Below are 22,548 nucleotides of genomic sequence, written 5' to 3' on the forward strand. Positions count from 1 at the left end.
TTTTTTTGTTTAAGGTTTCTATGGTTTCGGTCTCCCAGTCTTATTGGTTTGAGGTGATGTCGCTGCTTTAAATTGGATGCATCTTAAAGGTGATTGTGCATCAGCGGTTATCTTAGCTATTGGGTATGCACTCTAGAAGTGACTTGCGATGTGTTGGGCAGGATTTGGTGTGGTAAGTTTGGGTTTCGGTCAAGTGATGATTTCTTCTGGTGAGTTTAAGGGTTTCTTGTTTTTAATGTATCTTTTTTCGCAGTTTTTCGGGGTGATGGGTTTCGTATAGATGCCTAAAGTTCAAGTGAAAGATAGGGGTTGTCTGGAAAGATGTTTGGCGAAATTAACTGTGCATCGGTCAATAGATATCCATTAAGCGACGATCTCTTACGAGCGCCCTGTACCTTACAGGTCCAAATATTTTGACCGTTCGGGCGCTTTTGATGCATTGCCAATTGCTCGAAGTGGCGTTGGTATTTCCGCCAAGCACTGCCATTTTCAGCGCTACTTAAGAACTTCAGTTGTTCTGCAATGTACTGTTGGAAAATTCCCGGAGAGACTAAAAAGAACGTTCCCGCTACAGTGTGAATCTTCGCCTTGCTTTCATTGACGAGCAACCTGTGGCTGCCAACACCATTACGCAGCCAGTCGATAAAGGATTGTTCAGGGGCATCGTCGTCCGGGGAGAAGTCACGGCAGTGTATTGCATGTGATTCACCCATGCCGTCGCTTATGTCCGGCAAGAGCTCCACTAGCTCATCGATGCACTCGAAATCTGGGCTTGAGGGTATGTCGCCCTGCAGCTTGGGTTCCAAAAGTTGGGATAATTGATCTGCTGCTTGTTCTCCGGCATCGCCCTTCGAGTCAGAAACTGTTTTCGATTGCACCGTCCCATCAAAGCTCTGAGGGCGGGATTCATCGGCCCAGATCAGGCTGGGCTGAAGGCGCAGGAATGTAAACGCCTGCTGCCAGCCGGTGTCCGACACCGTGGCGCTCCATACCGCTTTCCCCTCTGGTGTCGCATCCACCAGCCCATGGGACTGCAGTTCATCGAACAAGGCGATATTAGAGGAGGGGATACCATCCACGGATTGAGCCAGCAGGTAGGCACGCAGTTTGTCAGTCGCAGTTTTGCTGACCAACCACAGGTGGTTCTCGGTGAGCCAGCCGGCGGCACCGGGCTGATTGAGCTTGAACTCGTTTTTGACCAGGTACCGTAGCCCCATGAGTAGGTGATGCTGCAGCGAATATTGAGGTGCCCGAAGTGCTTTGTTGGGGTTGGCCCCGATGTTCTGTGCCGTGGATACCCGGTCTGCTTGCAGGACCAACTCTCCGAGTGTGCCGGCGTGCTCGTAGTGGTCGGCTAGCAAGAACAGCAATTGCCCCCACAAGGCAGGGTAACTGCTGAGCCAGTCGAGCAGGGTGGGGGTCAGGATCTGCGTATACAACAGCCCAGCGGCGGCACCGTGTAGCTGGTAATCCCGGGCGGGGTGGTAGCGGAAGCGGTAAGGCTGGTTCAGGGGGCCGTGCCAGGGGTGCCACCGTTCACCATTCTGATACTCCACCTGGAGATCAACGGCGATTTTCCCAACGTCATGGAGCAGGGCGCCGTAGGCAATGGCGGCGCTCCAGGCATCAGCCTGCGCAGCCTGGTCTTCCGGTGCGGCACCACTGGGGAGTAGGTAGGACTGGCGCAACTTCAGGCTGCACGCCACCAGCTCCAAACCGTGGTCGAGCATGCCACCAGGATAGGCATGGTGATGGCTCTCACTAGCCGGTAGTTGCTGTACATAGCTGGCGTAGCGACGAATCGGTTCGAGGTAGAGTTGTTCGAACTGTAGCGGGGAGAGGGCCGTATATTGCCAGATGCGCTCGAGCAGCCTTTTGCGGTGGCCAGCAGCAAGCAGTGATTCCGCCGACAGTGGCTGATGAAAGCCCTCGGCGGCGGGGGTGGCCTCCTCGGGAAGGCCTTTTTGCGGTTTGAACCACCACCGTTTCATCGCAGTACCTGCCTTGCGTTCAAAAGGTCCCTTTGCCTTTTCGGATAAGCCTCTTACCCTTGCGCCCCTTCCATTGATGCCATTACCCTTTACCGCCTTGGCCTTTTTCGCGAGTGCAATAATCCGAAGTCTGGCGCGTCGGGTTACCCGGCCGGTCGGCATAGCCGACCCTTTCGAGCGGGGTAGACTGCCGGCATCATTTTTCTGAGCTGGGACGCTGATGACGCTGAGTGATGCTGTATTGATCGTGCTGCTGGCGGACCGGATTCATGGTACTGATGCTGCCATTCGGTCTGCCGCCAAGCGCTGTGCGAAAAAGTTGCCGCGTAGCCAGCGAGACATCTTGTTCAAGATTGGCCGCAGCGCGGCGCCTCGCGAAGTTGTGGCGCATCTTTGCCGAAATTTGACTGACTGATCTGTCACAGATATTTGCAATGAAGGAGCACAAAAATGAACCTTAAACTGGGAATAAACACTCGGATGTTGAGTGTGTCTCAGTTATTATTCATTCACGTGTCTCATACCTAGGAAAGATTTCTCATGTCCAAACTTGCCGAATTCAAAGCTCTGGAAGCGCAGCTGGCCGCGCAACTTCAACAGCTGGATGCGATGAAAAACGATTCCGGCCTGAAGCAGGAGATCGAGTTTGAACAGAAGCTGAAAGCCTTGCTGGAAGAGTACGGCATGAGCCTGCGCCAGGTGATCACCATTCTGGACCCGTCCAAGGGCGTGAGCGTGAGTGCCGCAAGCGTGTCGAGCAGTGCTCAGCGCAAGCCGCGCGAGGTCAAGCGCTACAAGAACCCGCACAGCGGCGAGGTCGTGGAAACCAAGGGTGGCAATCACAAGATCCTCAAGCAGTGGAAGCAGGAACACGGCTCGGATACCGTCGAGAGCTGGCTGCAGTAATCGACTGCGCATTTGCAGTGGCCTATACATGGCGCTGCAGGCAAAACAAAGGCCCCATGCGGGGCCTTTTTGCTGGTTGAGGGAAATCACGCAGTGAGTCGCTCCGTCGCTTCAGTGGCGTGGTCGGACTGCAGTGCCAGTAGAAATTCCGAGGCCTCACGGGCCAAGCCACTGGCGCGGAAGATCGCACGCTTGTCTTCCTTGAGGATCTTCAGCCAGGAAGCCAGGTACTCCTCGTGGCGCAACTCTCCCTGAGTGGCGGTCAACGCGCAGAGAAACGCTGCACCCATTTCCGCGACCAGTTCCTCGAAGGCATAGGCTGCGGATCCGAACGCGTGTCCGCCGGTGATGCCATCGCGGTTCAGGCGCGATCGATGACCTGACCAGTGAGTCAGCTCATGCAGGGCCGTCGCGTAGTAGCTGCCGACGTCCTCGAATTGAGCCTTGGTGGGCAGCTGGATGCGATCGCGCAGCGGCTGATAGAACGCGCTATCGCCATAGCAATGCTCGATCTGCGCGCCGCTCGCGAGCAACAGCTGCTCGGCTGGGGCATGGTCGATAAACGCCGTTGGCTCGGTGTGCTCATCAAGGTCTGGCTCCTCGCCAGGCAAGCCTTCGGTCTGCTCGATGTTGAACAGGCAGTGCGTGCGCAAGAGGGCGAACTGCACCATCTTGATGTTGCCCTGGTCATCGCGAACGACCTGGCCGTCCTCGTCGTGCGCCTCCTTGCTCATCGGTTTGTACAGCACCGCGAGGGTGGATTGCTCGCCCTTGCGTACATGGCCACCAGCTTTGCGTGCCTGGTTGAAGGTCAGCCAGCGATCCTGAGTGAAACCTCGCAGGCGCGCCTCGGCCCACAGCAGTGGAATGTTGATGCCGGCGTAGGGGCGTCTGGTGATGGCGTTGATGGGAAAAGGGGAGTCAGCACTTGAACCGGTGGTGGTCCAGGGTTTGATCCAGGGGATCACGCCTTGGCTCAAGGCGCTGACGATCTTGTTGGTGACATCCAGGTAAATATCGGACATGGCGTTCTCCAGGCGTGTAGGGGGAACGCTGCCCAGCCGGGAAGGGTTCCCGGTGGGGTAAGTGAGGCAGTAGCTGTGCTGACAAGGTCAGAGGGCGGCGATATCGACTCCGATTTCGCCGGGTAGCCGGATAAGCAGAAAAGCCGGGCCGCTGCGTGGCGTGATGCGAGCCAGCTGAAGCTGCGGCAGGTGAGCAGATACTGACGTGCCGTTGTGCCGCAAGCGGTCGAGTTGCAGCTCGATGGGGCAGTGTGAAGTACGCGGTGCTGAAGTCAGCACGCTGTTGAGCAGGTCTGCCAAGCGCAAGCCTGACTGTCCGATCGGTTCCTCGCCTGTGGCAGGTGCAATGAACTGCTGCCAAACGCCTGGGCTCAGCACCACCGCATTGGAAAAGCGCTTCGTCCAGGACATTGCGGCCTCCGCGTAGCTGATCCCGCGACACCTCATGTGAGGTTAGTGCGTGGACCTGCTCAATCTGAAAAAGGCATTGAGCAGGGTGCATCCATGTATTAAACCGCGCTTGGACGTGAGGTCAATCTCCGATCTACACCTCATATGGAGGGCTCTATCCAGGGAGTTCCAGCGAGGACTTCCGTCCTTGGGTTCCTGACAAACGGCGATCTTCAGCCGAATGAAGAAGGAGGCGAGAGGCGCCCAGAGAGGCCCGGTTAAGGTGCCGCTCTGGGTACGCGTGGAGCTCGCTTCTGTGTTCAAGATTCGCCTGCCGAATCAACCTCGGCGGCCAGGTACAGGTGGGTGGAGGTGGCCTCAACCACCAGCGATCCTGCAGTGCCGCGAAGGCTGGCGAGGACAGGATCATCGATGTCGAAGTACTCGGCAAAATCATCGCCGCCGAATTCATCGCAGGCGCGATTCCACCAGGTGTCGAAGTCGTCGACGTTGGGGTTGCAGCCAGTGGCATAGGCCACGCGTTTGCGGCCACCGCCATCCGGTTTGCTTTCGCCGATCTCGGACATGAGGTAAACACCGTGGTCTTTCACCAATATCAATCTGCAACCATTGATACCGGCCTCGGCCAACACGGCGTGAAGTTCAGTGCCTGTGAAACGCAGCATGATGAGATCCTCCAGAGGGTGCGGAGGAACGCCGTCCCGTGTGGGAGAGTTCCCAGCACTGGAATGGATGTGAGTAAAGTGCATCGAAGACGCAGGCTCAGTGAGCCCGGGGGATTAGAGAGCGTTCATCACCGGGGAATGGTGACCATGCGAGCTGCCGAACGCGAATCGCATTTCGGGGTAACCATCACATGCGTGACGTAGCCTCAAAGGTTATGGCTACCTGGGTGCTGGAAAACCAGCGATTGCACAATTGGTGTACCAAGCGAACCGATATAGCGTCAATGGCGTTTTTCGGTGGAATCAGCGGTCGCGATCCAATGAGCGCCATTGGCGAATAATCCGCGTTGTCCAAGTGATCAACGGTCAAGGAATTTAGTGAGGGAGGAGTAAGCTAGAGCTTGGATCCAAATTGGCGGTAGCGGCTTGAGCGCGATCGCAGTGAAGGGTATCGGAGGCAATCAAATGTCGACTCCAGCATCCTCGACTTCTGGCCGGACCGGCATCGGCAAGTATCTCATTCGCGCTGCGGTTGGTGCTGGCCGAGTGGTAAACAGATTCGAATCCAAGGTTTTGAACTCCAGCGTTCTGGCCTCCGTGCCGTTCAAGTATCGCAAAATTGGCTTTTATGTAATTAAGTTGATTCTGATGCTCGCCGTTGCTTCAGTTGCGATTTCTCTCGCGCTCGGGATGCTTACTGTGTGGACCATTGCCGCGCTGCCAATCAGCACTGAGAGACAGCCCCGGATCCATGAAATGAGCCACCCTCAACATTATCTTAGATTCCCAGAAATGTACGACGACAATGGAGCCCCCAGGTGATTGGTTATTTCAGTCTGCGGGCACCGGACATGACCTGTGAGGATCCTTTCTCTGCTTGTACCTGAGCACCTTCTGTTCCCCGGGTGAGGAGCGTTTGCATACCGCTACCCACGTTGTATCCCGCCCAACTCATGACGCCGAGGAAAAACATCGGCAGCACTACGAACATTGCACCCATTACGTACTCAATCACCTGCGCGGTGACTGTCCCATCCATGAACCCTGCTGTCGGCAACGACAACAGTGCCTGGTCTGTGGCCGATACCTGGTTATACAGCGTTTCCAGCATGCTCGAGTCGATCCAGCGCGCGAGCTCCCACCAGAAAGTCAGCATGTGCAGGGTGAATAGCGCGAATGTAATCGTCATGAGCGCCTTGAGCTGGTAGGTGCTGATCAACAGTACCAGCGGCAGACTGATGATCGTGCCCATGATCAAAAAGGCCTGGACCATCGGCAATGCCGCGCGAAGTGCATTCATCGCTGGGAAGTTGCTGAACGAGCCCAAGGCCAGGCCGGTGTTGGTGGCTAGGTTGTTCAGTCCTTGCGTCAGCGAACCGCCGCGGGCGCTGCTGCCGTAGTCCTGAAACACCTGCCCAGGTGCCATGCTTAATGATTGCTGCCGTGGGCTTACCAGCTCGCGTAAGGTGGCGTCTTCGACCTCCGTAGAGGTGCGCCCCGTCAGCCAGCCCCGTAGCTGCGATAGCAGTGATGGATCGACCTCGGCCACCAAGCGATCGCGCAGTCCGATCGTGCCGTCGCTCCACCACTGCTTGCAGGTAGGGTAGCCAGCGCCGTTATCAAGCTGAGGCAGGGAGGTGTCCCGGGTCTCGTCGTACGGCCAATCGACACGGGGCATCCGCGAGCGATCGGTATCGTAGTAGCCCGGTGTGTTGAGCAGGTAGGTCGAGCCTATCCAGGACGCATCGTAACTTTGCGACTCGTCCAGCTCGGGGCGATTGGTGAACAGCCGCGAGCGCGAAAAGCCATAGCAGTCTCGGGTGAAGTCGGCGACTTCCTGCAGCAGCACTTGGTCATTGATGCGCGAGCTGTCGATCTCCATGCGCATCGCTCGGATGTCGGGCGCGCACGGAATCGATGCGGTCGCCGCGGCGGTGATGCCTTTGCTCATGGCATGCACGAGGAACCACCACACCGGCACGTTCGCTGACTTCTCGCCGATGGTGTTGAAGGTCGTACCCCAGGCCGTGTCGGCGGGCCTGGCCATGGACACGCCACAGCGCTGGCTCGCGGCATCGTCAAAAGTCACGGAGGACAGGTTCAGCGGGAAGAACGGCATGCAGCCGAACAGAATGACCACGTAGCTCATCCACAACCGGTTCTCGACGCGAGGGATCGACAGCAGGCCTTTGTTGCCTTCGTCAGCACCCTGTTGGCGGGCCGACAGCCATTCCTGCAGGATGACCGCACCGAAGGGGGCGGCGAACAGCCCGGTGTCCACCAGCGTATTCCAGATGCCGTTGTTGATGATCCAGGCCAGCAGCGACAGGTAGTACTCAAGGTAGCTGTTGGTGCTCATGTTCATGGCCGCACCTCACACGCGAGACAGTTCGACCAGAATGATCGAGCTGAAGCCGATCAACCCGATACGCTTTAGCCGTTGCTGGTCCACAGGCGAAGGCCGCATGCGCAACGCTGCGGCCCAACCGGTGAAGATCAGGGTGTACAGCAGGATGCGCCACCACGCGAAGTAGGCGGCAGTTGCCCGGGTTGGTGCGAGCCAATCCAGTTGGGCGGCGGGCAGTTGTAGTGCCCTCCAGGCAATCAGCCACATGATCAGCATGGCGCCGATGATCAGCAGCATGTGGACGATCAGTGATCTCATAGATGACGTGATCATGGCGTGCTCTTCTCCTGTTCAGCCCGGCGCAGTCGGTCCGGCATCGGGTCGCGCTGATCGATGCTGCGCGAGGCGTCGGCACCGCCGGCGTGGCGATCAAGAACCAGGCTGGCGGTATTGGTGGCCAGCGACTGGCGTACCTGCAGCTCGGTTTGCAGCAGGCGGATCTCCCGTTCCAGGGTTTCGACGTTGCTGTTGAGGGCGGTAGTGGCGGGCTGCGCCGACGCCACGTTCGGCTCATGGCTGCCAGCGAACAGCGTGCGCTGCAGCAGCATCGCCTTGTAGATCACGCTGGACAGCGCGGTCTCACTGGCCAGGCGCCGGGCCAGCAAGTTCTGGTCGGGATCATCGCGCAGCCCCTCGATGACGCCGCGCGAGACCTGCAACAAGGGGCTGGAGACCTTGCTGAGGTTCTCTGGGGTAGGCTGGTCGGCGTCAGAGACCATGCGCTGCAAGCCTTCCAAGTGTTCCGTGTAGGTTTCCTGGATCAACGGCGACAGGCCTGTCCCGGCGGTTACGCGCAACGTCTCGCAGTCATCGCAGGTTTCCACCTCGGATTCACCGAGCACCCGTGTCGCCCATTCCGAGGCCTCCTCGGGGCTCGACCAGGCTTGGCAGATGGCGCCATTCTGGCAAGCCGAGCCGACGGCGGAGGTGTCCTCGACGGCCCGGTTGTGCAGCAGGTTGTAGCCGGCCTTGACCACGTCCGAGGTCACCCGGATAGGTTGCTGGCCGTTGCCGCCAGCTTTCTGCCCACCGACCCAGCTGACGCCCTTGTTGCCGTTGTTCGACTCGGTATCCTTCACCGCCATTACGGCATCGCCGCCGGACTGCTCGAGGTTGTGCTGCATTTCCTGGTTCTGAGCCAGCGCGCCCCAGCCGGCCTGGTCGACCTTGTCGGCCATTTTCGCGGCCATTGCCTGGCAGGTGAGTTTGGAACGATCGAAGTCGATGCGCCCCTGCAGCACGCCATTGCTCAGCAGCTCATACAGCCCAGGGTTGGCGCGCTGAATGATCATCGCCGGCAGCGACATGACCGCCTGTGTGGCGTTCTGGATGACGTTGCCCATGATCTGCTGGAAGCCCTGGGTGGCGCCATTGAGCTGGTTCTGCAGGGTGTTCGAGAGGTTCATGTTTCCGCACATCATGTTGGCCCGCCAGGACATGCCGACGCCGAGGCCGTTTGGACGGTAAAGCGAGGAGGGCGCACCGGCAGCGGAGCCGCCGCCGATGGTGTACATCACGCGGTCATCCAGGACCTGGGCTTGGTCCCCGAGGTGGTAGCCGTTCTCTGCGGCATGGCCTGCGGCAGACACAAGGAAGCACACCAACCCGAGCGCGAGGTGTTTCATCACTGGCCTCCATCAAAGTCGATGCTAAACAGAAACGTCTGACCCATACGCTGGCAGCAGCGGTAGGGCCGCCACAGCGACCAGGCATAGGCGCCGTCGGCGCTCTGGATCGTTGGGCTGGGGAAGATGGCGCAGGTGTTCTGGATCACCGGGACCAGCAACTGCCAGCGGTGGTTGTTGACGTTGTTCTCCATCACCGGCTGCGGCGGCCAGTAGCCGGGAGCCGGCATCGGCTGCAGCGGCAGATAAACGTGCGGCTGGCCGACGCGGGTAATGAAGTCGCTGGCGCGTTGGGCCATCACGGCAGCCGCCTTGAAATCATCAGGCTGCACCAGAAAGCCGTGTCGCGGATACACGCTGCCCCACATGTCTCCGAGTGCCTGGTTGCCGATCTCGCGCATCCCCGGGACCAGTGCCTGTGGGTAGACGGACTCGGGGATCGCCTGGCGCCACGCCAGCGGGTCGAGCGTGCTGAGGTAGTAGGGCGCAAACGGTATGGCTCCGCTTGGGCACGCATAACCGAATGTATGCGCCAAAGCGGTGAGGGCTGCCCCGCCGGGATGGCCAATGCCGTCGACATTCTTGAATCTGGGCAGGTTATCGCGCTGCGGCGAAGGCGTGATCAGGTTGCCACCCCCTTGCGACGCCGGCGTCGGTGCCGACAGCCCTGACATTTCGTTCCAGGGATTGGCGCCGGTATCGGAATAGCTCGATACCACCAGCTCGGGAATGAAGTGGCGGATCTTCGGTGAGGTTCGCACCGTGCAGCCGAAGGGTGTACAGAGCAGCCAGTAGCAGATGCCGACAACCCGGTACTCCAGGCACTGCAGCGAAGAGACGGAGGCGATGAGCGTTGGCGTGGTCAATGCCAGACACTGCTCGGCGGCCACCAGCAGAGCAGCCGCGGTGAAGGCACGGCCACGGCGAGCCTTTCTGGATTTCGGCGCTTTGCTTCGGGTGAAGGCGGTGACGTTCATGGGCAACGCTCGGCAGGTGGCAGCGGTGTGCATCCGTGCGCCAAGTTTCAGCATCGTGTATCCGAGGCAGGTGGTGGGTCGACAAACCGCGACCAGGACGATCGTATTAGTAAGTGGCCAGATGAAAGGGGCTGATAAGGCAGTAGGGCAGGAGTACAAATGTACTCCTGTATCGCGTTATCGAATGCTGAGCGCAATGAGGCAAAGGTGGTCGTTTGACTTCGAGGATCTCGGCCGGGACCTCATCGGTAATCCGCTCATACCTTTCGGCGCAACGAGAACCCTGCCATCAGGCGGGGTTTTCTTTTTCCGGCGTCGTGCTTTGCCAATGAGGCTTACATGAACAGCGAGCAACAAACGTTAGCCGACCTGCCGATCTGGATGGTGATCGTGCTGTCCCTGGTCGGTGGTGTTTCGGGAGAGATGTGGCGGGCGGATATGGCGGGTGCTCGCGGTTGGGGGCTGTTTCGCCGGTTGGCGTTGCGCTCTGGTGCCTGTGTGACCTGCGGGCTTTCGACCAACATGCTGCTGTACGCCCTCGGCGTTTCGGTCTGGGCGGCAGCAGCGGTTGGTTGCTTGGCTGCGATAGCTGGCGCCGATGTTGCTATCAACCTCTACATGCGCTGGGCCGCGAAGCGTCTGGGGCTGGAGCGGGTGCCTCCGGCCAGCGGCGAAACGGGGCAGTGACCACCGGCGGATGCTGGCCCGGGCGGCGCCCTCCGATTTTTGGGTCCTCCCCTGGGGAGGACCCCTGCACGGGGGCCAAGACTGTTAAATTCATTGTGTAAGTGTTGATCTAAGTATGTCTGTTCTATTAAATTGCTACTTTTTCTAAGCAGGTTAAGTAGGTCCGAATTTTATGCCGGTGGCTAATTTAATTAAAGTGTCCGACATACCGTATTTTGATATGTCACAAGCGGGAGGTAAGTTCTTTGGGTCGCTGATTTTCTTTGGTGAGGGGAAGTGGCGAAGTTGGTTGCACGTAGGAGGTGGGAATTTAGAGGAGACTGGCACCATACCGGCTGAGGGTTGCTACTATGGAACAGTTCCGGAACGACCTACGGACTTGTTCCTGAGTTTCCTTGACTTTATTCTGCAGAGGGCAAGCTTTTCTGAACTCAAGAAGCCCATTGCAGGAATTCAGGACGATTTGTTTAATCTTTCTGCAAGTCTCGCTAAAGTCGCTCATATCCATAAGACTAGAGGCTCGATAGGTCTGGGCGCGGGACGAATGATTATCACCGAGATTGAGTATGTGTTCTCTATCTGTAGGAGTATGATCGATTTGTTTCAGGAGGTTGTGGCAAAACTGTGGGAGAAAGTTAGGTTTAAAGAAGAATATGCGCTTCAAAAGAAAAAGCTGAAAACTTCATTTCGTGAAATGGTTTGGTTTCAGGGGAAGTTGTCAACTCAGGAGGAGCTTGAGTCTAGGTTTGGCCTACCATCAGTATGGGCTAAATTCTATCTTCGGCATGTCGATTTTTTTCAAATAATAAGAGTTTTTCGTGACAATATTATCCATAATGGCTCCCAGGTCCAGACTGTTTTTGAGGGTGATCATGATTACCTGTTGAATTTTCATGATAGCCCTTTTGTTGGTATGGGGGTCTGGTATGACAAAGAAAGAGTTTCTGGGGATTTTGTACCGCTAATGCCAGCTCTAGCTATGGTCGCTTATCGAACTATTTTGATTTGCGATGATTTTGCAGAAATGGTGACTAGAACTTTAGAGCCGGGTAAGCCTCTGGTGCCTGGTATGACGCTGTTTATGCGAGGGTTCTTTAACGAGCACTTTACAACAGTCTTGGATGATGCCCAAAAGCGTTACTTATTAGGAGTCGAGCAAGGCATTAGAGGGTGATCGAAAGAGGAAGGAATTCGCTTTGAAGCATTCTGCGCAGGCCCAGATGTCGGCATGCGCAGGCCAAAGCACTCATCCCCCTCCCGCCGACGGGCTTCGTCTACTCATCAGGATTTGACTCAAGATATTTAAAGTACTCGCAGTAATTGTTGGCTAGAGATAATTTTTCCAGCTTTTCAATATCTTCCTTCGCGTACTTCATCGAGATATTTGTGCGGGTGAACATCAAGAAAACAAAAGAAAAAGCAGCGGCCAGCAGGGAAAGCAAACCCCCTTTAACTGAAAGAAATGCAGCGCTTAACTCCGCCCACGTGAAGGCGACGTTGGGAGTGCTGACGGCCGGCATGAATGTTAACGGATAGATAACGCCGGCGAGGAATATGCCTCCAACAAAAAGTAGTGACCAGGTTATCTGGGGTGGGGATTCTGGATTGCCTCTTACAGATTCAAGGAAATCACTTATCACTCTGGCATGATGTTTTGCCTCTAAATGACATGCGGTGATCAACTCCCTTTCCTTACGCAGCTCGACCCAAGGTGTATTGAGCCCCGCGACATCTAACACCGTTTTGCGTGTATCGAAGTTAAACATTTCTGTGTTGGAGCGCATCATTGCGGCGAACTGAGCCAGGCCCGTCAGCTGTCCGCTAGCGCTTTCCTCTTTGGCCCGCTCAGCTGCTTCTTTCCGAAGACGTTTATCGAGATTTAGCTGGCAAACGTTGTTAGCTTCTTCACGCAATTTATCAAGTATTGGCTCTCTCTCTGAAAACTTAGAGAAACCAGCGTCGTCGTAAATTTCTAGGAGCATCTCATCTGTGACTTCTGAAGCTTCCTCGTAATCTAGTTCGTCTATCTTTCGCGCGGCACTGCTATATGCGGCTGAGTTCTTTTCTCGATTGTACCAGTCGAATGCAATTGTGTCGATTCTGTCGAGAATCTTTTTGGACTCAACAACAAGAGTTTTCATTCTGTTGTTTTTTTCGGAGAACGACGCTTGGTTTGCAAATATCTTGGCAATAATGAATGCGCCGATGATACCTACGATGGCAGCAGTTGATTGCGATAGTGTGCTGAAAAACCAATTCCAATCGGGTGTCATGATCCATATCCGTGAGGTTCATCAAAACGTAGGCAGAGTGACAGCAGGCAACTCTAACAGATCGCCCAGTCGCAGTATCAGGCTGTGAATGAATACCAACTCAAAGCTCTAGGTCGCCTTGGCGGCCTTGGTGGCCCTGCTCACTCACCGGCTCAATCAGCTGTGACCCTTGATTGCGCACGTTACCGACAGCCTTGCCGACCGGGTACCATCGAAAATCCTCTGCCGGGCGGCATCCCGTCTCTATGATCGCCGCAGCGCGTTCGGGTGATGTGCCTGGGTGCAACCATTCTCTTGCCAGCTCAGGTGCAAGTACCAGGGGCTTCCTGTCGTGGATGTCGACCAAGCCTTGATCCGCAGCTGCAGTGATAACCACGAATCCATCGCGGTCGTCCGGTTCGATTCCCTGGTGCACCTCAGCAAGCGCGCCGAAGAAAAGCGGGCCGCCGTCGGCGCTCGTGATGTAGTACGGCTGCTTTCGCTTGGGGTCTGCTGGGTCCGGGTTCCACTCGAACCAGCCATTTGCAGGGGCTAGCGCTCTACCGCCTGGCCACAACCCCTTGAAGAACCTCCCCGTCATCACCGTTTCTGCTCGAGCATTGATCGGGTCGGGACGTTTCCCCTTTGCCCAAAATGGCGACCATCCCCATTTGACGCGATCCACACTCAGTCCTTCATCAATCTGGCGAATGATTTCGACACGCGTCGAAGGCGCCACGTTGAAGCGGCTGATTGGCTCGTGGTCATATCCATTGACCACCACCAGATCCAGCGATAGCTGGCGCAGATAGTGATCCATCGACTCATACATCGAGTACCGTCCGCACATAGCCTGCCTCTCGCTTGTCAGAATTTTCATCGCCCAGGATTGACCGAGCACCCAATGCCATATCTACTGTATATGCATACAGTTTGCATTGGACGTTCCATCATGACCATCACATTCTTGGGCGTGCCCGCCGGCGGCACTGAACCCTTACCTCTGTATTCGTTTCGCGTTCCTGCCGGCTTCCCGTCGCCTGCAGCGGATCACCTGGAAGGCCATATTTCCCTCGATGAGCTATTCGACCTCCGTGCGCCGCATGTGTATCTGGTGAAAGTGGAGGGCGATAGCATGCAGGGCGCCGGTATCTATTCCGGAGATATCGTCATCGTAGACCGGGGGCGGGAAGCAGAGCACGACGATATCGTCATTGCGGCTGTCAACAGCGAGCCGGTATGCAAACGGCTTCACCGTCGTGACGGGGTGGTAATCCTCAAATCGGAAAACCCAGCGTATCCCCCACGCTACATCATGGAAGGTGACGACCTGGTCGTTTGGGGTGTGGTCCGGTACAGCGTCCGTGATCATGCGCAGTGAGCCGGTGTTCGCGCTCATTGATTGCAACAGCTTTTACGCAAGCTGTGAGCGCGTCTTCCGGCCGGATCTGGCCAGAACGCCGATTGTCGTACTGAGCAACAACGACGGCTGTGTGATCGCCAGGTCTTACGACGCGAAGCCCTACGTGAAGATGGGGGAGCCTTATTTTCAGGCGAAGGAAAAGCTTCGCCGGCACGGCGTCGTGGCGTTCAGCAGCAATTACGCTTTGTACGGCGACATGAGCGAGCGGGTTATGACGCTGATCGAATCGATGGTGCCGGCGACTGAGGTCTACAGCATCGATGAATGCTTCGCTGACCTATCCGGCATTCCTGAAAACCTGACCGAGTTCGGGCGAAAGGTTCGATCGAGAATTTTCCAGTGCACGGGCATCCCGGTCGGTGTCGGTATCGCCAGCACAAAGACGCTCGCCAAGCTGGCTAACCATACGGCTAAACGCCTCCAGGCGCAGACCGGCGGAGTGGTGGACATCACTGATCCGTTCAAGCGCGATTGGGTGCTGCGCAATACCGAGGTGAAGGAGGTATGGGGCATTGGCCGGCGGATGACGGCTCACCTTGAGGCGATGGGCATCCGGACGGCCATGGACTTGGCCAAGGCCGACGCTTGGACACTTCGGCAGAAGTTCAGCGTGGTGGTGGAAAAGACTGCCCGCGAGCTGGCCGGCACGCCCTGCCTCGAACTGGATGAGGTCGAACCGCCTAAACAAGAAATCTGCTGCAGCCGGATGTTTGGCAAGCGGCTAACCGAGCTGGCGCCAATCAAGCAAGCCGTGGCCACCTACGTCGGGCGAGCGGCAGAGAAGCTCCGCTCCCAAGGTTCGGTGTGCAAGCGAATGCGCGTGAGCATCCGCACGGGGATGTTCAATCCGGACGAGGCCCATCACGCCCAGGGCGCTCTGGTGGAGCTGCCATTCCCAACCTGCGACACGCTACTGATGACCAGACTGGCCACCGACGCAGTCGCCCGGGTCTTTCGGCAAGGGTTCCGGTACAGCAAGGCAGAGGTCCTGCTGATGGACCTGCGGCAGCCCGGCGAGTTTTCGGAGGATTTGTTTGCGCTGAAGCAGTCAGTTGCGTGTGACCGGCTGATGCAGGTGATGGACAACATCAACGAGCGCTGGGGAAGGGGGACGATGCGCGCCGGTAGTGTGCCGGTGGCGCCGGAATGGGGGATGAGAAGGGAAATGATGAGCCAATCGTTTACGACCAGGATCGATCAGTTGTGGACAGTCAAATGCTGAGCCTTCCTGCGGCGTGGCTGCTGAACTGAATGATCAGACGGCCCTTCAAGCTGATCCGTGCGGCCGTGCGTTGGTGCTGTACGAGATGGCGTATGCCGCCCATCGCCGGCGGGAGATCAGCGATGAAGATTTGGCAGAGATGCTCGAGCTCGCAGACGCCGGCAGGGAATGGGCATTGCTCGAAGATTAGGAGGATTGGCTCGGAACGGCCTGGGAGGGTGGAGGTGGCAGTCGGTATCAAGGTAGGACGGCGCTCATATCAGCGCACAAAATCCTCACTCAGATGCATGGCGCAGACCATCACCTTACCTTCGCGTAAAAGTGGCCTCAACGGTGAACGCTAAGGTTTGAGCCCGTTTTGCGTGATCGGTGCGGAAGCGGCCAAATCCTAAGACTGTCCTAGAGGGCCGCACAAACTTGAGCTGCCACTCATATCACTGTAGGACTGGGCCGGTGGTATGGGCTGCAAGCCGGTGGTGCTGGAGCAACTATGACATGCCCCGCAGATGATCGATCTCCGCCGCGACCTGCAGGGCGGCTTCAAGCTCTGACTGTTGCTCCTCCTCCATCAACCGCCAGCGCTGGGCTTTTTCCTCGGGCTCGGTCATGGCCAACGCGAGGTACAGACTCGGTGGCACCGCCCGGAACAACGTCTCCAGGTTCTTCGACAGGACCACGCCCTCGGTGTATTTGCCCGAGGCCTTGCTCGCGGAGAGCAGCAGTGCCTTCTGCGCCGGCGTGAGCTTTTTGAAGCGGGCAATCTCCTCGATTTCCGCTGGCGGCATGTTCAAGCAGATCCACCACTCAATCATGTTGAGCATGGTCTGCGCCGCGTCGGGCAAATCGGCCATGTTCTGCGTCGCTAGCCAGAACCAGGCGCCGAGCTTGCGCCACATCTTCGTGCCCTTGACCACAAAGGGGGCCAGCAACGGGTTCTTGGTGATGATGTGGCCTTCGTCGGTGACCATGATGATCGGTCGCCCCAGGTACTGATCGCGCTCGGCGATGTTATTCACCGTGTTCATCAGGCTGATGTAGCTGATGGACATCTGCGCCTCGTAACCCTCACGGGCGTACGTGGCGAGGTCGACGATCGTCACGTCGCTCTCCGGCCAGGGTGTGCCGGGCCGGTCGAACAGGGCACCTTCAAACCCCTGGCAGAACAGGTCGATGGACTCGGCCATCTCCTGCGCACGCTCACGGCGTTTGTCGGGCAGGTGGGTGTCGCTGGCGACCTTACGCAGGGCATCGCGCACATGGCGGGTCAGCACCTGCTGCTCAGTCGTCGCGCAGTACCGGGCGGCATCGAGGATGCACTCGCGGATCAGACTGCGGTCCGCCCGGGTCAGGCGCGCCTCTTCCTTGGCTTCGCCGCCGGTGATCATCAGCCGCGCGGTGATCTCCAACTCGCCCAGCACATCGCGCTGCTCATCACTGTCCGGCGTGGACTCATCCAGGTCTTCAGTCGACAAGCTGGCGACCTGGTCCGGATGCTCGATCAGGCGCCGGGCATGGGCGAACGGCGCCAGGCTCACATCACTGCCCGGTTTGAGCTGAACCTTGTTGACGGACAACCCGAGCGTGGCGAAGTAGTCGCCCTGCAGGCCAAAGGAGTTGCCAGCTTCGACGATGAACAGTCGCGGCCGGTACACGGCCATGACCTGCATCAGGATCGAGACCAGGGTGGCTGACTTGCCGGCGCCGGTCGGGCCAAACAACAGCAGGTGGCCGTTCATGGAGCGGTCAAAGCGCGACAGCGGGTCGAATGACAGCGGCGCGCCACCGCGGTTGAAGAAGGTGATGCCCGGATTGCCGGTACCGATGCTGCGTCCCCAGAGCGGCAGCAGGTTGGCGACGTGCTGAGCAAACAACAGCCGGGTGTACCAATTGCGTGTGTCCCGCGCCGGGTTGTAGACCATCGGCAACCAGCGCAAATAGCTGTTGCAGGCGGCTACTTCATCGCCGTCGCGCACCGGCTGCAGGCCGGCGCCGAGCAGGACGTTGGCAGCCTGGACCGAACGCTGGCGCAGCTGTTGTTCATCAGCGCCGCGCAAGTACAGCGCCAACGTGCCGCGGTAGAGCTTGTGCTGGCGGCCAATCAGCGCGCGGGCTTCTTCCACGTCCTGGCGGGTCTGGGTCGAGGCGAGGTTCTCGCCGATGGCTTTGCGCGCCAGGCGGTTGAGCTGCTCCTCGAGCACATCCTGGGGCGTGATCACCAGAGTCAGGCTCAGCACCGCCTGCTCGGGCAATTGATCGAACAAGGCGTTCAACGCCTCGCCTTTGCGCGTCTCACCGGTCAGCTGGCCGATATGCGGCGGTCTGCGCAGCTTGTCGACCACCATCACGGTGTGGGGTTGCTGATCGAAGTACCACAGACCCTGCTCGCCGTCGGAGCGCGGTTCGTGGAAGAACAGCCGCTCGGCGAAGTCGTGGTCGAACGGCAGCGGCAGCTCCTCGCTGCCCTCCGTCTCCGGGTAGGGCACACGTAGATAGAACGCGGCAGGCGTTTCGTCGGTGAGGGCAGGAGCTGGGTTGAACCAAGGTAGCAACCAAGCGTAGAAGTCACGCCCAGTCAGGCGTCGAGGGCTGACCCCGCAGGCCTGCAGCGAAGCCACCAGGCGGTCGCAGGTGCGGCTCAACAGCTGGACCGGGTTCTGCCCATCTTCGTCGGCCTGCTCCCCCAGCCAGCGGTAGACCACCAGGCGAATCCGCCGGTTGCTGCCGCGCCAGGGGAGGTGAGACACCACATGGTCGTCGAACAACCCGCCCGGTTTGCCGACGGCGTCGAGGTGGCGTTGCATCGACGTGAGGAAGGCCTCGGTGAACGGCGTACCTCGCGCGCGCGGCGCGATATAGCGTTCCAGGCGTTCAAGGTACGGGGCAAAGTCACTGTCGTCCTGGCAGAAGAACTGCACCACCCAGGGCGCCTGGTCGAACTCGTCGAAGCTGTCCTGCAGCGCATCTTCCAGGGCGTCGCGTGCGGCCATTAGCCACTCGGGCTCACGGCCCTCGGTGCCGATTGGTTGCAGTTCGAACACGGCGCCCACGGAACGGTTGTCGTCGAGCAGAATGGACTGCTCCTCTTCCAGATACTCGACCCAGGGCAGGTGGTCGGCGAAGCTGGGGTTGTGCGCGTACTGGGCAGCCTCATCTGCCAGCGTGGCGCGCCGACGTTGCGCAGCGCGCCAGGGCTGCCAGCGAGGAGGGTCGCGACTCGCGTCATCGGTCATCACAGATCGTCCAGGCGCTCGCCGGGCAGCGCGTATTGGACCCTCTCGTACAACGGGAACACGGTCGAATAGCCAGGCACCGGCGTCTGTTGGGTACCGGCCAGGTGTGGGTACACGTACATGACCAAGTCTGGGTTGGGCAGGCGCGGAAACTGGGCACGGATTTCGTTGGCCGCCGTGCGCGTGTAGGCACTCTGGTCGTTGATCAGGCGTTCGGGGTCCAGCACCGGCCGACGCAGTTCGCCGCGCGCCTCCAGCAGTTGTTGCTGTGTACCGACCGAGCCACCGCCGTTCCAGATATCCAGCATGGTGTGATCGCCGTGGGGCAGCATTTCCTCTTTGCTGGTGGAGCAGCCGGCCAGTTGCAGGCCGAGCAGCAGGCTAATCCAGATCCAGTACCGAGACGGATGGGCTTTCATGGTTCACTCTCCGGCCTTTAGGTTCGTAGTCGATGCTGATTTCGTGGTCCAGGTGCAGGGCCACTTTCGCCCCAGGCGGCACGTAGATGGCGGCGAAGGCTTCACCGTAGAGCTTGTTGATCCACTCACGAATGTCGCCAATGCCCCCGCTGATCACTGAGTTGAGCGCGCTGTTGCCGCTGTTCTGGGACAGGCCCAGGCTGCCGCTGGCCGAATTGATGAATGAGGTGTTGGTCTGCTCGCTGCCCAAGGCCGCGGCAAAGCCGGCGCCGGCTGCGGTGATCAGGCTCTGGCTGCCCAGGTACTGCTGGGCGTTGGAGCGGCGCTCGCCGGAAATGCACGGAATGCCGTACGGGTCGGAGATGTAGCCCAGGCCGCCGCGGATCTTCTCGGTGTCCGATATCTGGGTGCTGCTGCGATTGCGGCTGACGACCTTCTGCGGCTGCGGCACCGTGCGGACGGTACCGTCGATGAAGACAAAGGTGATTGACTCGACCTGGCCGCGCACGCAGGACAGCGTCCAGTCACCGGCGGCGGTGCCGCTCATGACCGCGCCGACCACGTCCGGCAGGTCGATGCCGTTGGCGGTGAGGTTGTCTGGCCCCACTAGCACCTTGAACGGATAGGGATCGTTCACTGTGCCGTCCACCGGCACCCGGCCAATCAGCGCGGTCATGGCGATCGAGCCCATCAGCGTCGAATTCTCGGGGATGGTGTAGACGGGCCTGGCGCCTTCGGTACGGTCCTCGGCGTTCTCCAGATCACGCTCGCCTTTGGCGACGGCACGCAAGCGATCCTGGCCACGGTCGATGGCGTTGTTGTCCAGGGCGTGCAGGTCCTTGAACTTTGAGGTCAACGACGACAGCGGACCGTCGGCGTTGCCGGTGTCCTCTTGGCCCGCGCGGGCATTCGACGGTTCGATCCATTGCACCGCATCTGCCGGTGCCTGAGCCCCTGCAAACTGCTGCTCGTCTCCCGGCTCAAGGCCGAATCCCGCAGGCACATCCGACTTCGTGGCTGGCTTGCCGGTGAGCTGGTCCTTGAGCCTGGAGAGCAGCCCCTGGGTCTCGCGGTGTTGCTGCTCAGCCTTCTGCCGAGCATCGTTGGCCTGCTGGCGCTGCTCGGTGACCTGTTGGTTGACGCTGCTCAGCGTGCTTTGGATGCGCGTGTCGATGTTGCCTTCGCGCGTGCGCAGCCGGTTGTTCTCGGTCTGCAGCACATCGTTGCCTTTCTTCAGCGTCTGCATCTCGCTGCGCATCGCCTTGACCTGGCCAATCAACGTGGCCACGGTGTCGCGCGGGGTGTCGCCGGCGATGCCCAAGGCCTTGGCCTGCTCCGCGGTCAGCATGGCCTTGTCCGGATCGTGAGCGGGCTCGCCGTCTGGGGTGGCCACCCAGGATTTGACGATGATCAGCACGATGCCCAACAGGACCCCGGGCACCAACCACTTCAGCAGGCTGTTAGCTTTCATGATCGTCAGCCTCCGGCTTTGGTGGAGGAAACAGCAGAGCGTGCTTCAGGTCACCGCCGCGGGTGACCAGGTACGCCACGGTGGTGTCTTCAGGCGTACCGGTGAGACCTAAATCCGCGTGCTGGAAGGTTGCGGCGTACAACGTGGCCTGTAGGTGACGCGGGTCAAGCGCGACCTTGCCGGGACCGCGGTTCACGATCTTTATCGCCGTCACCCAGTAGTCGCCCAGCCGCCAGGCCGCGAGTGCCTTGATCGAAACCCGCTCGGTGGGCAGCAACGAGCTGAACGCAACAGAGTCGCTCAGTGGCACCCGTCGCACACCGGGCAGTGGGGCCACGGTCCGCAGGGGCGCATAGAGGTTCTGCGCCGCATAGCGGGTGAGCACCACCGGTACTGGCGTCGCTGCAGGTGTCGCCTGCTTCGCAGCTTCCACCTCCGGTACCGGAGCCTGGGCCACAATCTTGACCGGCTCCAGCGTCTCGCTGCCCTCAAGGGCCTCGATGTCGATCAGGATGATGTCGCCTGACTTCAGCGACTGCAGCTGCAGCCGGGTAGGCGGCAGGGGTTCTGCGGCACGCAAGTACACCGTGCCGCCGACGGATTGCACCCGTAGCTTGCCGGCGATCGCGCCGGGCAATCCCACGCGAACATCCTCATCCAGCAGCAGGATGCGTTCCTGGCCCACCGTAAGCGGTACGGCCAGCGGCAGGCGATCCCAGTATTTGACCTCGACCGCACCGACTGCAGAACACCAGCCTGCGGCTATCGCCAGCATCATGATCAAGACACGCATCATCCCGCACCTCCAGGCAGCGTCAGCTTCTGCGGTGTGCCTTCGTAGCAGTCCAGGGCCAGGCCCCATTTGTTGTGCTCGGGGTCGACGTCGAAGCGCACCACTCGAAGCGGATAGCGCACCACCACGCGCTTCACCGGCTCAGCGGCGTAGTACTCGTCGGCGTTGAGGTCGAGCTTCACCAGCCAGCTGTGCTTGTCCAACTGCTTCACCCGCAGGTCGGGGTCGTCGCTGTAGCCGCGGCCCAGCACCTCGTACACCCCGCGCACCCGGCCGCGCAGTTCGCCCGCGGCCTTGCGATACTCGAAGTCGCCGTCAAAGAAGGTCTTGCACGCCGGAGTCAGGTAGGGCTGCAAAGCAAAGATGGCGCGGTGGTAGTCGACCTCGCCGTCGGTGGGCCACCGGTTGAGCTGGCCGAAGATGTACAGCGCGAAGGCGTAGATGTTTTCTGGCGGTACATCCCACCATTTGCGCGTACTGCCGGAGCGCAGATCAGGCGGCACGTGAATGGTCAGCTCGGAAGGCGAGGACTGCCAGCCGTACCACAGTCCGCAGCACAGGAGTGCCAGGATCGAAACGGCTAGACGCAGGCTGAAGATGTGCGCCTGCTGCGCATCCACTTTGTTGCGGAAGCGGCTCATGGGGCGGTCCTCACATGTCGGCGCGTGCGGCGCACCGTCCAAGGCCCCGAGTGGAGGACCAGCTGATGAGTGCCGATACCCCAGTGCAGCGCCAGGTGCCACTGCAGACGGCGGTACAGCCAGGTTTCGGGGCGGGCTCGCTTTGCCCGGCGCATCAGCTTACCGCCGCCCAGCAACACCAGCGCCATGCAGATGAACATGCAGGTGGGGAGGGTGGCGATGGACGCGGTGGCCACCGCCAGCGGCGCGCCGAGAATCACACCTAACCCTGCGCCGATGATCAGTGCGACCCACATCTCGTCATTGGTGAGCCCACGGAGAACGGCGGGGTCTCGGTTGAGGCGCTCGGGAAGGAAGGTCAGAGTGCCGTCAGGCAGAGTGGCTGGGGCGTCGGACATGGTGA

Annotated in this window: 23 protein-coding genes and 1 pseudogene; 8 read left to right on the top strand and 16 right to left on the bottom strand. The window is 59.3% G+C overall.

Features of this window, described 5'->3' with window-relative positions; all coding sequences use genetic code 11:
• Positions 1-284: 284 nt before the first annotated feature.
• Entirely contained in the window at positions 285-1,991 is a 1,707-nt protein-coding gene (gene mobH / locus JZZ72_RS09550; protein ID WP_210014403.1) for a MobH family relaxase, read from the bottom strand.
• Between the two features lie 220 nt (positions 1,992-2,211).
• On the opposite strand from mobH, the gene JZZ72_RS09555 reads away from it, so the two are divergent.
• Entirely contained in the window at positions 2,212-2,406 is a 195-nt protein-coding gene (locus JZZ72_RS09555) for a DUF7740 domain-containing protein (RefSeq protein ID WP_210014330.1), read from the top strand.
• 125 nt (positions 2,407-2,531) lie between these two features.
• The gene (locus JZZ72_RS09560; protein WP_210014331.1) at positions 2,532-2,897 is read left to right on the top strand and encodes a histone-like nucleoid-structuring protein, MvaT/MvaU family; all 366 of its coding nucleotides are present in this window, start codon (positions 2,532-2,534) and stop codon (positions 2,895-2,897) included.
• Between the two features lie 86 nt (positions 2,898-2,983).
• Here the strand turns inward: JZZ72_RS09560 and JZZ72_RS09565 are convergent, their stop codons facing one another.
• From JZZ72_RS09565 to JZZ72_RS09575, 3 genes are all read right to left on the bottom strand, one after another.
• Complete coding sequence (locus JZZ72_RS09565; protein WP_210014332.1) at positions 2,984-3,922, bottom strand: ArdC family protein; 939 nt, start codon at positions 3,920-3,922, stop codon at positions 2,984-2,986.
• A gap of 87 nt (positions 3,923-4,009) precedes the next feature.
• On the bottom strand, positions 4,010-4,333 hold the full coding sequence (locus JZZ72_RS09570) for a hypothetical protein (RefSeq protein WP_210014333.1): 324 nt from the start codon (positions 4,331-4,333) through the stop codon (positions 4,010-4,012).
• Between the two features lie 299 nt (positions 4,334-4,632).
• The gene (locus JZZ72_RS09575) at positions 4,633-4,998 is read right to left on the bottom strand and encodes a DUF3085 domain-containing protein (protein ID WP_210014334.1); all 366 of its coding nucleotides are present in this window, start codon (positions 4,996-4,998) and stop codon (positions 4,633-4,635) included.
• A 426-nt stretch (positions 4,999-5,424) separates the two neighbouring features.
• On the opposite strand from JZZ72_RS09575, the gene JZZ72_RS09580 reads away from it, so the two are divergent.
• The gene (locus tag JZZ72_RS09580; protein WP_236066250.1) at positions 5,425-5,820 is read left to right on the top strand and encodes a hypothetical protein; all 396 of its coding nucleotides are present in this window, start codon (positions 5,425-5,427) and stop codon (positions 5,818-5,820) included.
• 4 nt (positions 5,821-5,824) lie between these two features.
• Here the strand turns inward: JZZ72_RS09580 and JZZ72_RS09585 are convergent, their stop codons facing one another.
• From JZZ72_RS09585 to JZZ72_RS09600, 4 genes are read right to left on the bottom strand one after another with little or no spacing between them, the layout of a single operon-like run.
• Positions 5,825-7,363 (bottom strand): conjugal transfer protein TraG N-terminal domain-containing protein, encoded by a 1,539-nt coding sequence (locus JZZ72_RS09585; RefSeq protein WP_210014335.1) that lies wholly within the window; start codon positions 7,361-7,363, stop codon positions 5,825-5,827.
• Between the two features lie 9 nt (positions 7,364-7,372).
• Complete coding sequence (locus JZZ72_RS09590) at positions 7,373-7,678, bottom strand: hypothetical protein (RefSeq protein WP_210014336.1); 306 nt, start codon at positions 7,676-7,678, stop codon at positions 7,373-7,375.
• Complete coding sequence (locus JZZ72_RS09595; protein ID WP_210014337.1) at positions 7,675-9,030, bottom strand: integrating conjugative element protein; 1,356 nt, start codon at positions 9,028-9,030, stop codon at positions 7,675-7,677. The genes JZZ72_RS09590 and JZZ72_RS09595 overlap by 4 nt, the downstream gene beginning before the upstream one ends.
• Positions 9,030-10,007: a TIGR03756 family integrating conjugative element protein gene (locus JZZ72_RS09600; protein WP_210014338.1), complete on the bottom strand. Its 978-nt coding sequence runs from the start codon at positions 10,005-10,007 to the stop codon at positions 9,030-9,032. The genes JZZ72_RS09595 and JZZ72_RS09600 overlap by 1 nt, the downstream gene beginning before the upstream one ends.
• 339 nt (positions 10,008-10,346) lie before the next feature.
• Here JZZ72_RS09600 and JZZ72_RS09605 point away from each other — a divergent pair, with 339 nt between their 5' ends.
• Both JZZ72_RS09605 and JZZ72_RS09610 read left to right on the top strand, forming a co-directional pair.
• Positions 10,347-10,694, top strand: a complete 348-nt coding sequence (locus JZZ72_RS09605) for a phage holin family protein (RefSeq protein ID WP_210014339.1) — start codon at positions 10,347-10,349, stop codon at positions 10,692-10,694.
• A gap of 172 nt (positions 10,695-10,866) precedes the next feature.
• Positions 10,867-11,868, top strand: a complete 1,002-nt coding sequence (locus JZZ72_RS09610; protein ID WP_210014340.1) for a hypothetical protein — start codon at positions 10,867-10,869, stop codon at positions 11,866-11,868.
• A gap of 100 nt (positions 11,869-11,968) precedes the next feature.
• Here the strand turns inward: JZZ72_RS09610 and JZZ72_RS09615 are convergent, their stop codons facing one another.
• The gene (locus JZZ72_RS09615) at positions 11,969-12,967 is read right to left on the bottom strand and encodes a hypothetical protein (protein WP_210014341.1); all 999 of its coding nucleotides are present in this window, start codon (positions 12,965-12,967) and stop codon (positions 11,969-11,971) included.
• Between the two features lie 100 nt (positions 12,968-13,067).
• Complete coding sequence (locus JZZ72_RS09620) at positions 13,068-13,796, bottom strand: SOS response-associated peptidase family protein (RefSeq protein ID WP_210014405.1); 729 nt, start codon at positions 13,794-13,796, stop codon at positions 13,068-13,070.
• Between the two features lie 102 nt (positions 13,797-13,898).
• On the opposite strand from JZZ72_RS09620, the gene JZZ72_RS09625 reads away from it, so the two are divergent.
• The 3 genes and pseudogenes from JZZ72_RS09625 to JZZ72_RS09635 all read left to right on the top strand — a co-directional run.
• Positions 13,899-14,327: a LexA family protein gene (locus tag JZZ72_RS09625; RefSeq protein ID WP_210014342.1), complete on the top strand. Its 429-nt coding sequence runs from the start codon at positions 13,899-13,901 to the stop codon at positions 14,325-14,327.
• A complete protein-coding gene (locus tag JZZ72_RS09630; RefSeq protein WP_210014406.1) occupies positions 14,317-15,591 on the top strand; it encodes a Y-family DNA polymerase in 1,275 nt (424 codons plus the stop codon). The genes JZZ72_RS09625 and JZZ72_RS09630 overlap by 11 nt, the downstream gene beginning before the upstream one ends.
• Positions 15,585-15,775, top strand: a pseudogene (locus JZZ72_RS09635) (hypothetical protein); the annotation flags it as partial. The gene JZZ72_RS09630 and the pseudogene JZZ72_RS09635, both read left to right, overlap by 7 nt.
• Before the next feature lie 304 nt (positions 15,776-16,079).
• Here the strand turns inward: JZZ72_RS09635 and JZZ72_RS09640 are convergent.
• The 6 genes from JZZ72_RS09640 to JZZ72_RS09665 are packed head-to-tail and all read right to left on the bottom strand — an operon-like array spanning position 16,080 to position 22,543.
• The gene (locus JZZ72_RS09640) at positions 16,080-18,821 is read right to left on the bottom strand and encodes a conjugative transfer ATPase (protein WP_210014343.1); all 2,742 of its coding nucleotides are present in this window, start codon (positions 18,819-18,821) and stop codon (positions 16,080-16,082) included.
• Positions 18,821-19,240, bottom strand: coding sequence for a TIGR03751 family conjugal transfer lipoprotein (locus tag JZZ72_RS09645; RefSeq protein WP_210014344.1), 420 nt, complete (start codon positions 19,238-19,240; stop codon positions 18,821-18,823). The genes JZZ72_RS09640 and JZZ72_RS09645 overlap by 1 nt, the downstream gene beginning before the upstream one ends.
• Entirely contained in the window at positions 19,203-20,711 is a 1,509-nt protein-coding gene (locus JZZ72_RS09650) for a TIGR03752 family integrating conjugative element protein (RefSeq protein ID WP_210014345.1), read from the bottom strand. Before JZZ72_RS09650 ends, JZZ72_RS09645 begins: the two co-directional genes overlap by 38 nt.
• A complete protein-coding gene (locus JZZ72_RS09655) occupies positions 20,701-21,507 on the bottom strand; it encodes a TIGR03749 family integrating conjugative element protein (protein ID WP_210014346.1) in 807 nt (268 codons plus the stop codon). The genes JZZ72_RS09650 and JZZ72_RS09655 overlap by 11 nt, the downstream gene beginning before the upstream one ends.
• Positions 21,504-22,145: a PFL_4703 family integrating conjugative element protein gene (locus JZZ72_RS09660; RefSeq protein ID WP_064492718.1), complete on the bottom strand. Its 642-nt coding sequence runs from the start codon at positions 22,143-22,145 to the stop codon at positions 21,504-21,506. The genes JZZ72_RS09655 and JZZ72_RS09660 overlap by 4 nt, the downstream gene beginning before the upstream one ends.
• Positions 22,142-22,543, bottom strand: a complete 402-nt coding sequence (locus tag JZZ72_RS09665) for a TIGR03750 family conjugal transfer protein (RefSeq protein ID WP_196154927.1) — start codon at positions 22,541-22,543, stop codon at positions 22,142-22,144. The genes JZZ72_RS09660 and JZZ72_RS09665 overlap by 4 nt, the downstream gene beginning before the upstream one ends.
• Positions 22,544-22,548 lie beyond the last annotated feature (5 nt).

The organism is Pseudomonas palmensis (genome assembly GCF_017848315.1).
GTDB lineage: Bacteria > Pseudomonadota > Gammaproteobacteria > Pseudomonadales > Pseudomonadaceae > Aquipseudomonas > Aquipseudomonas palmensis.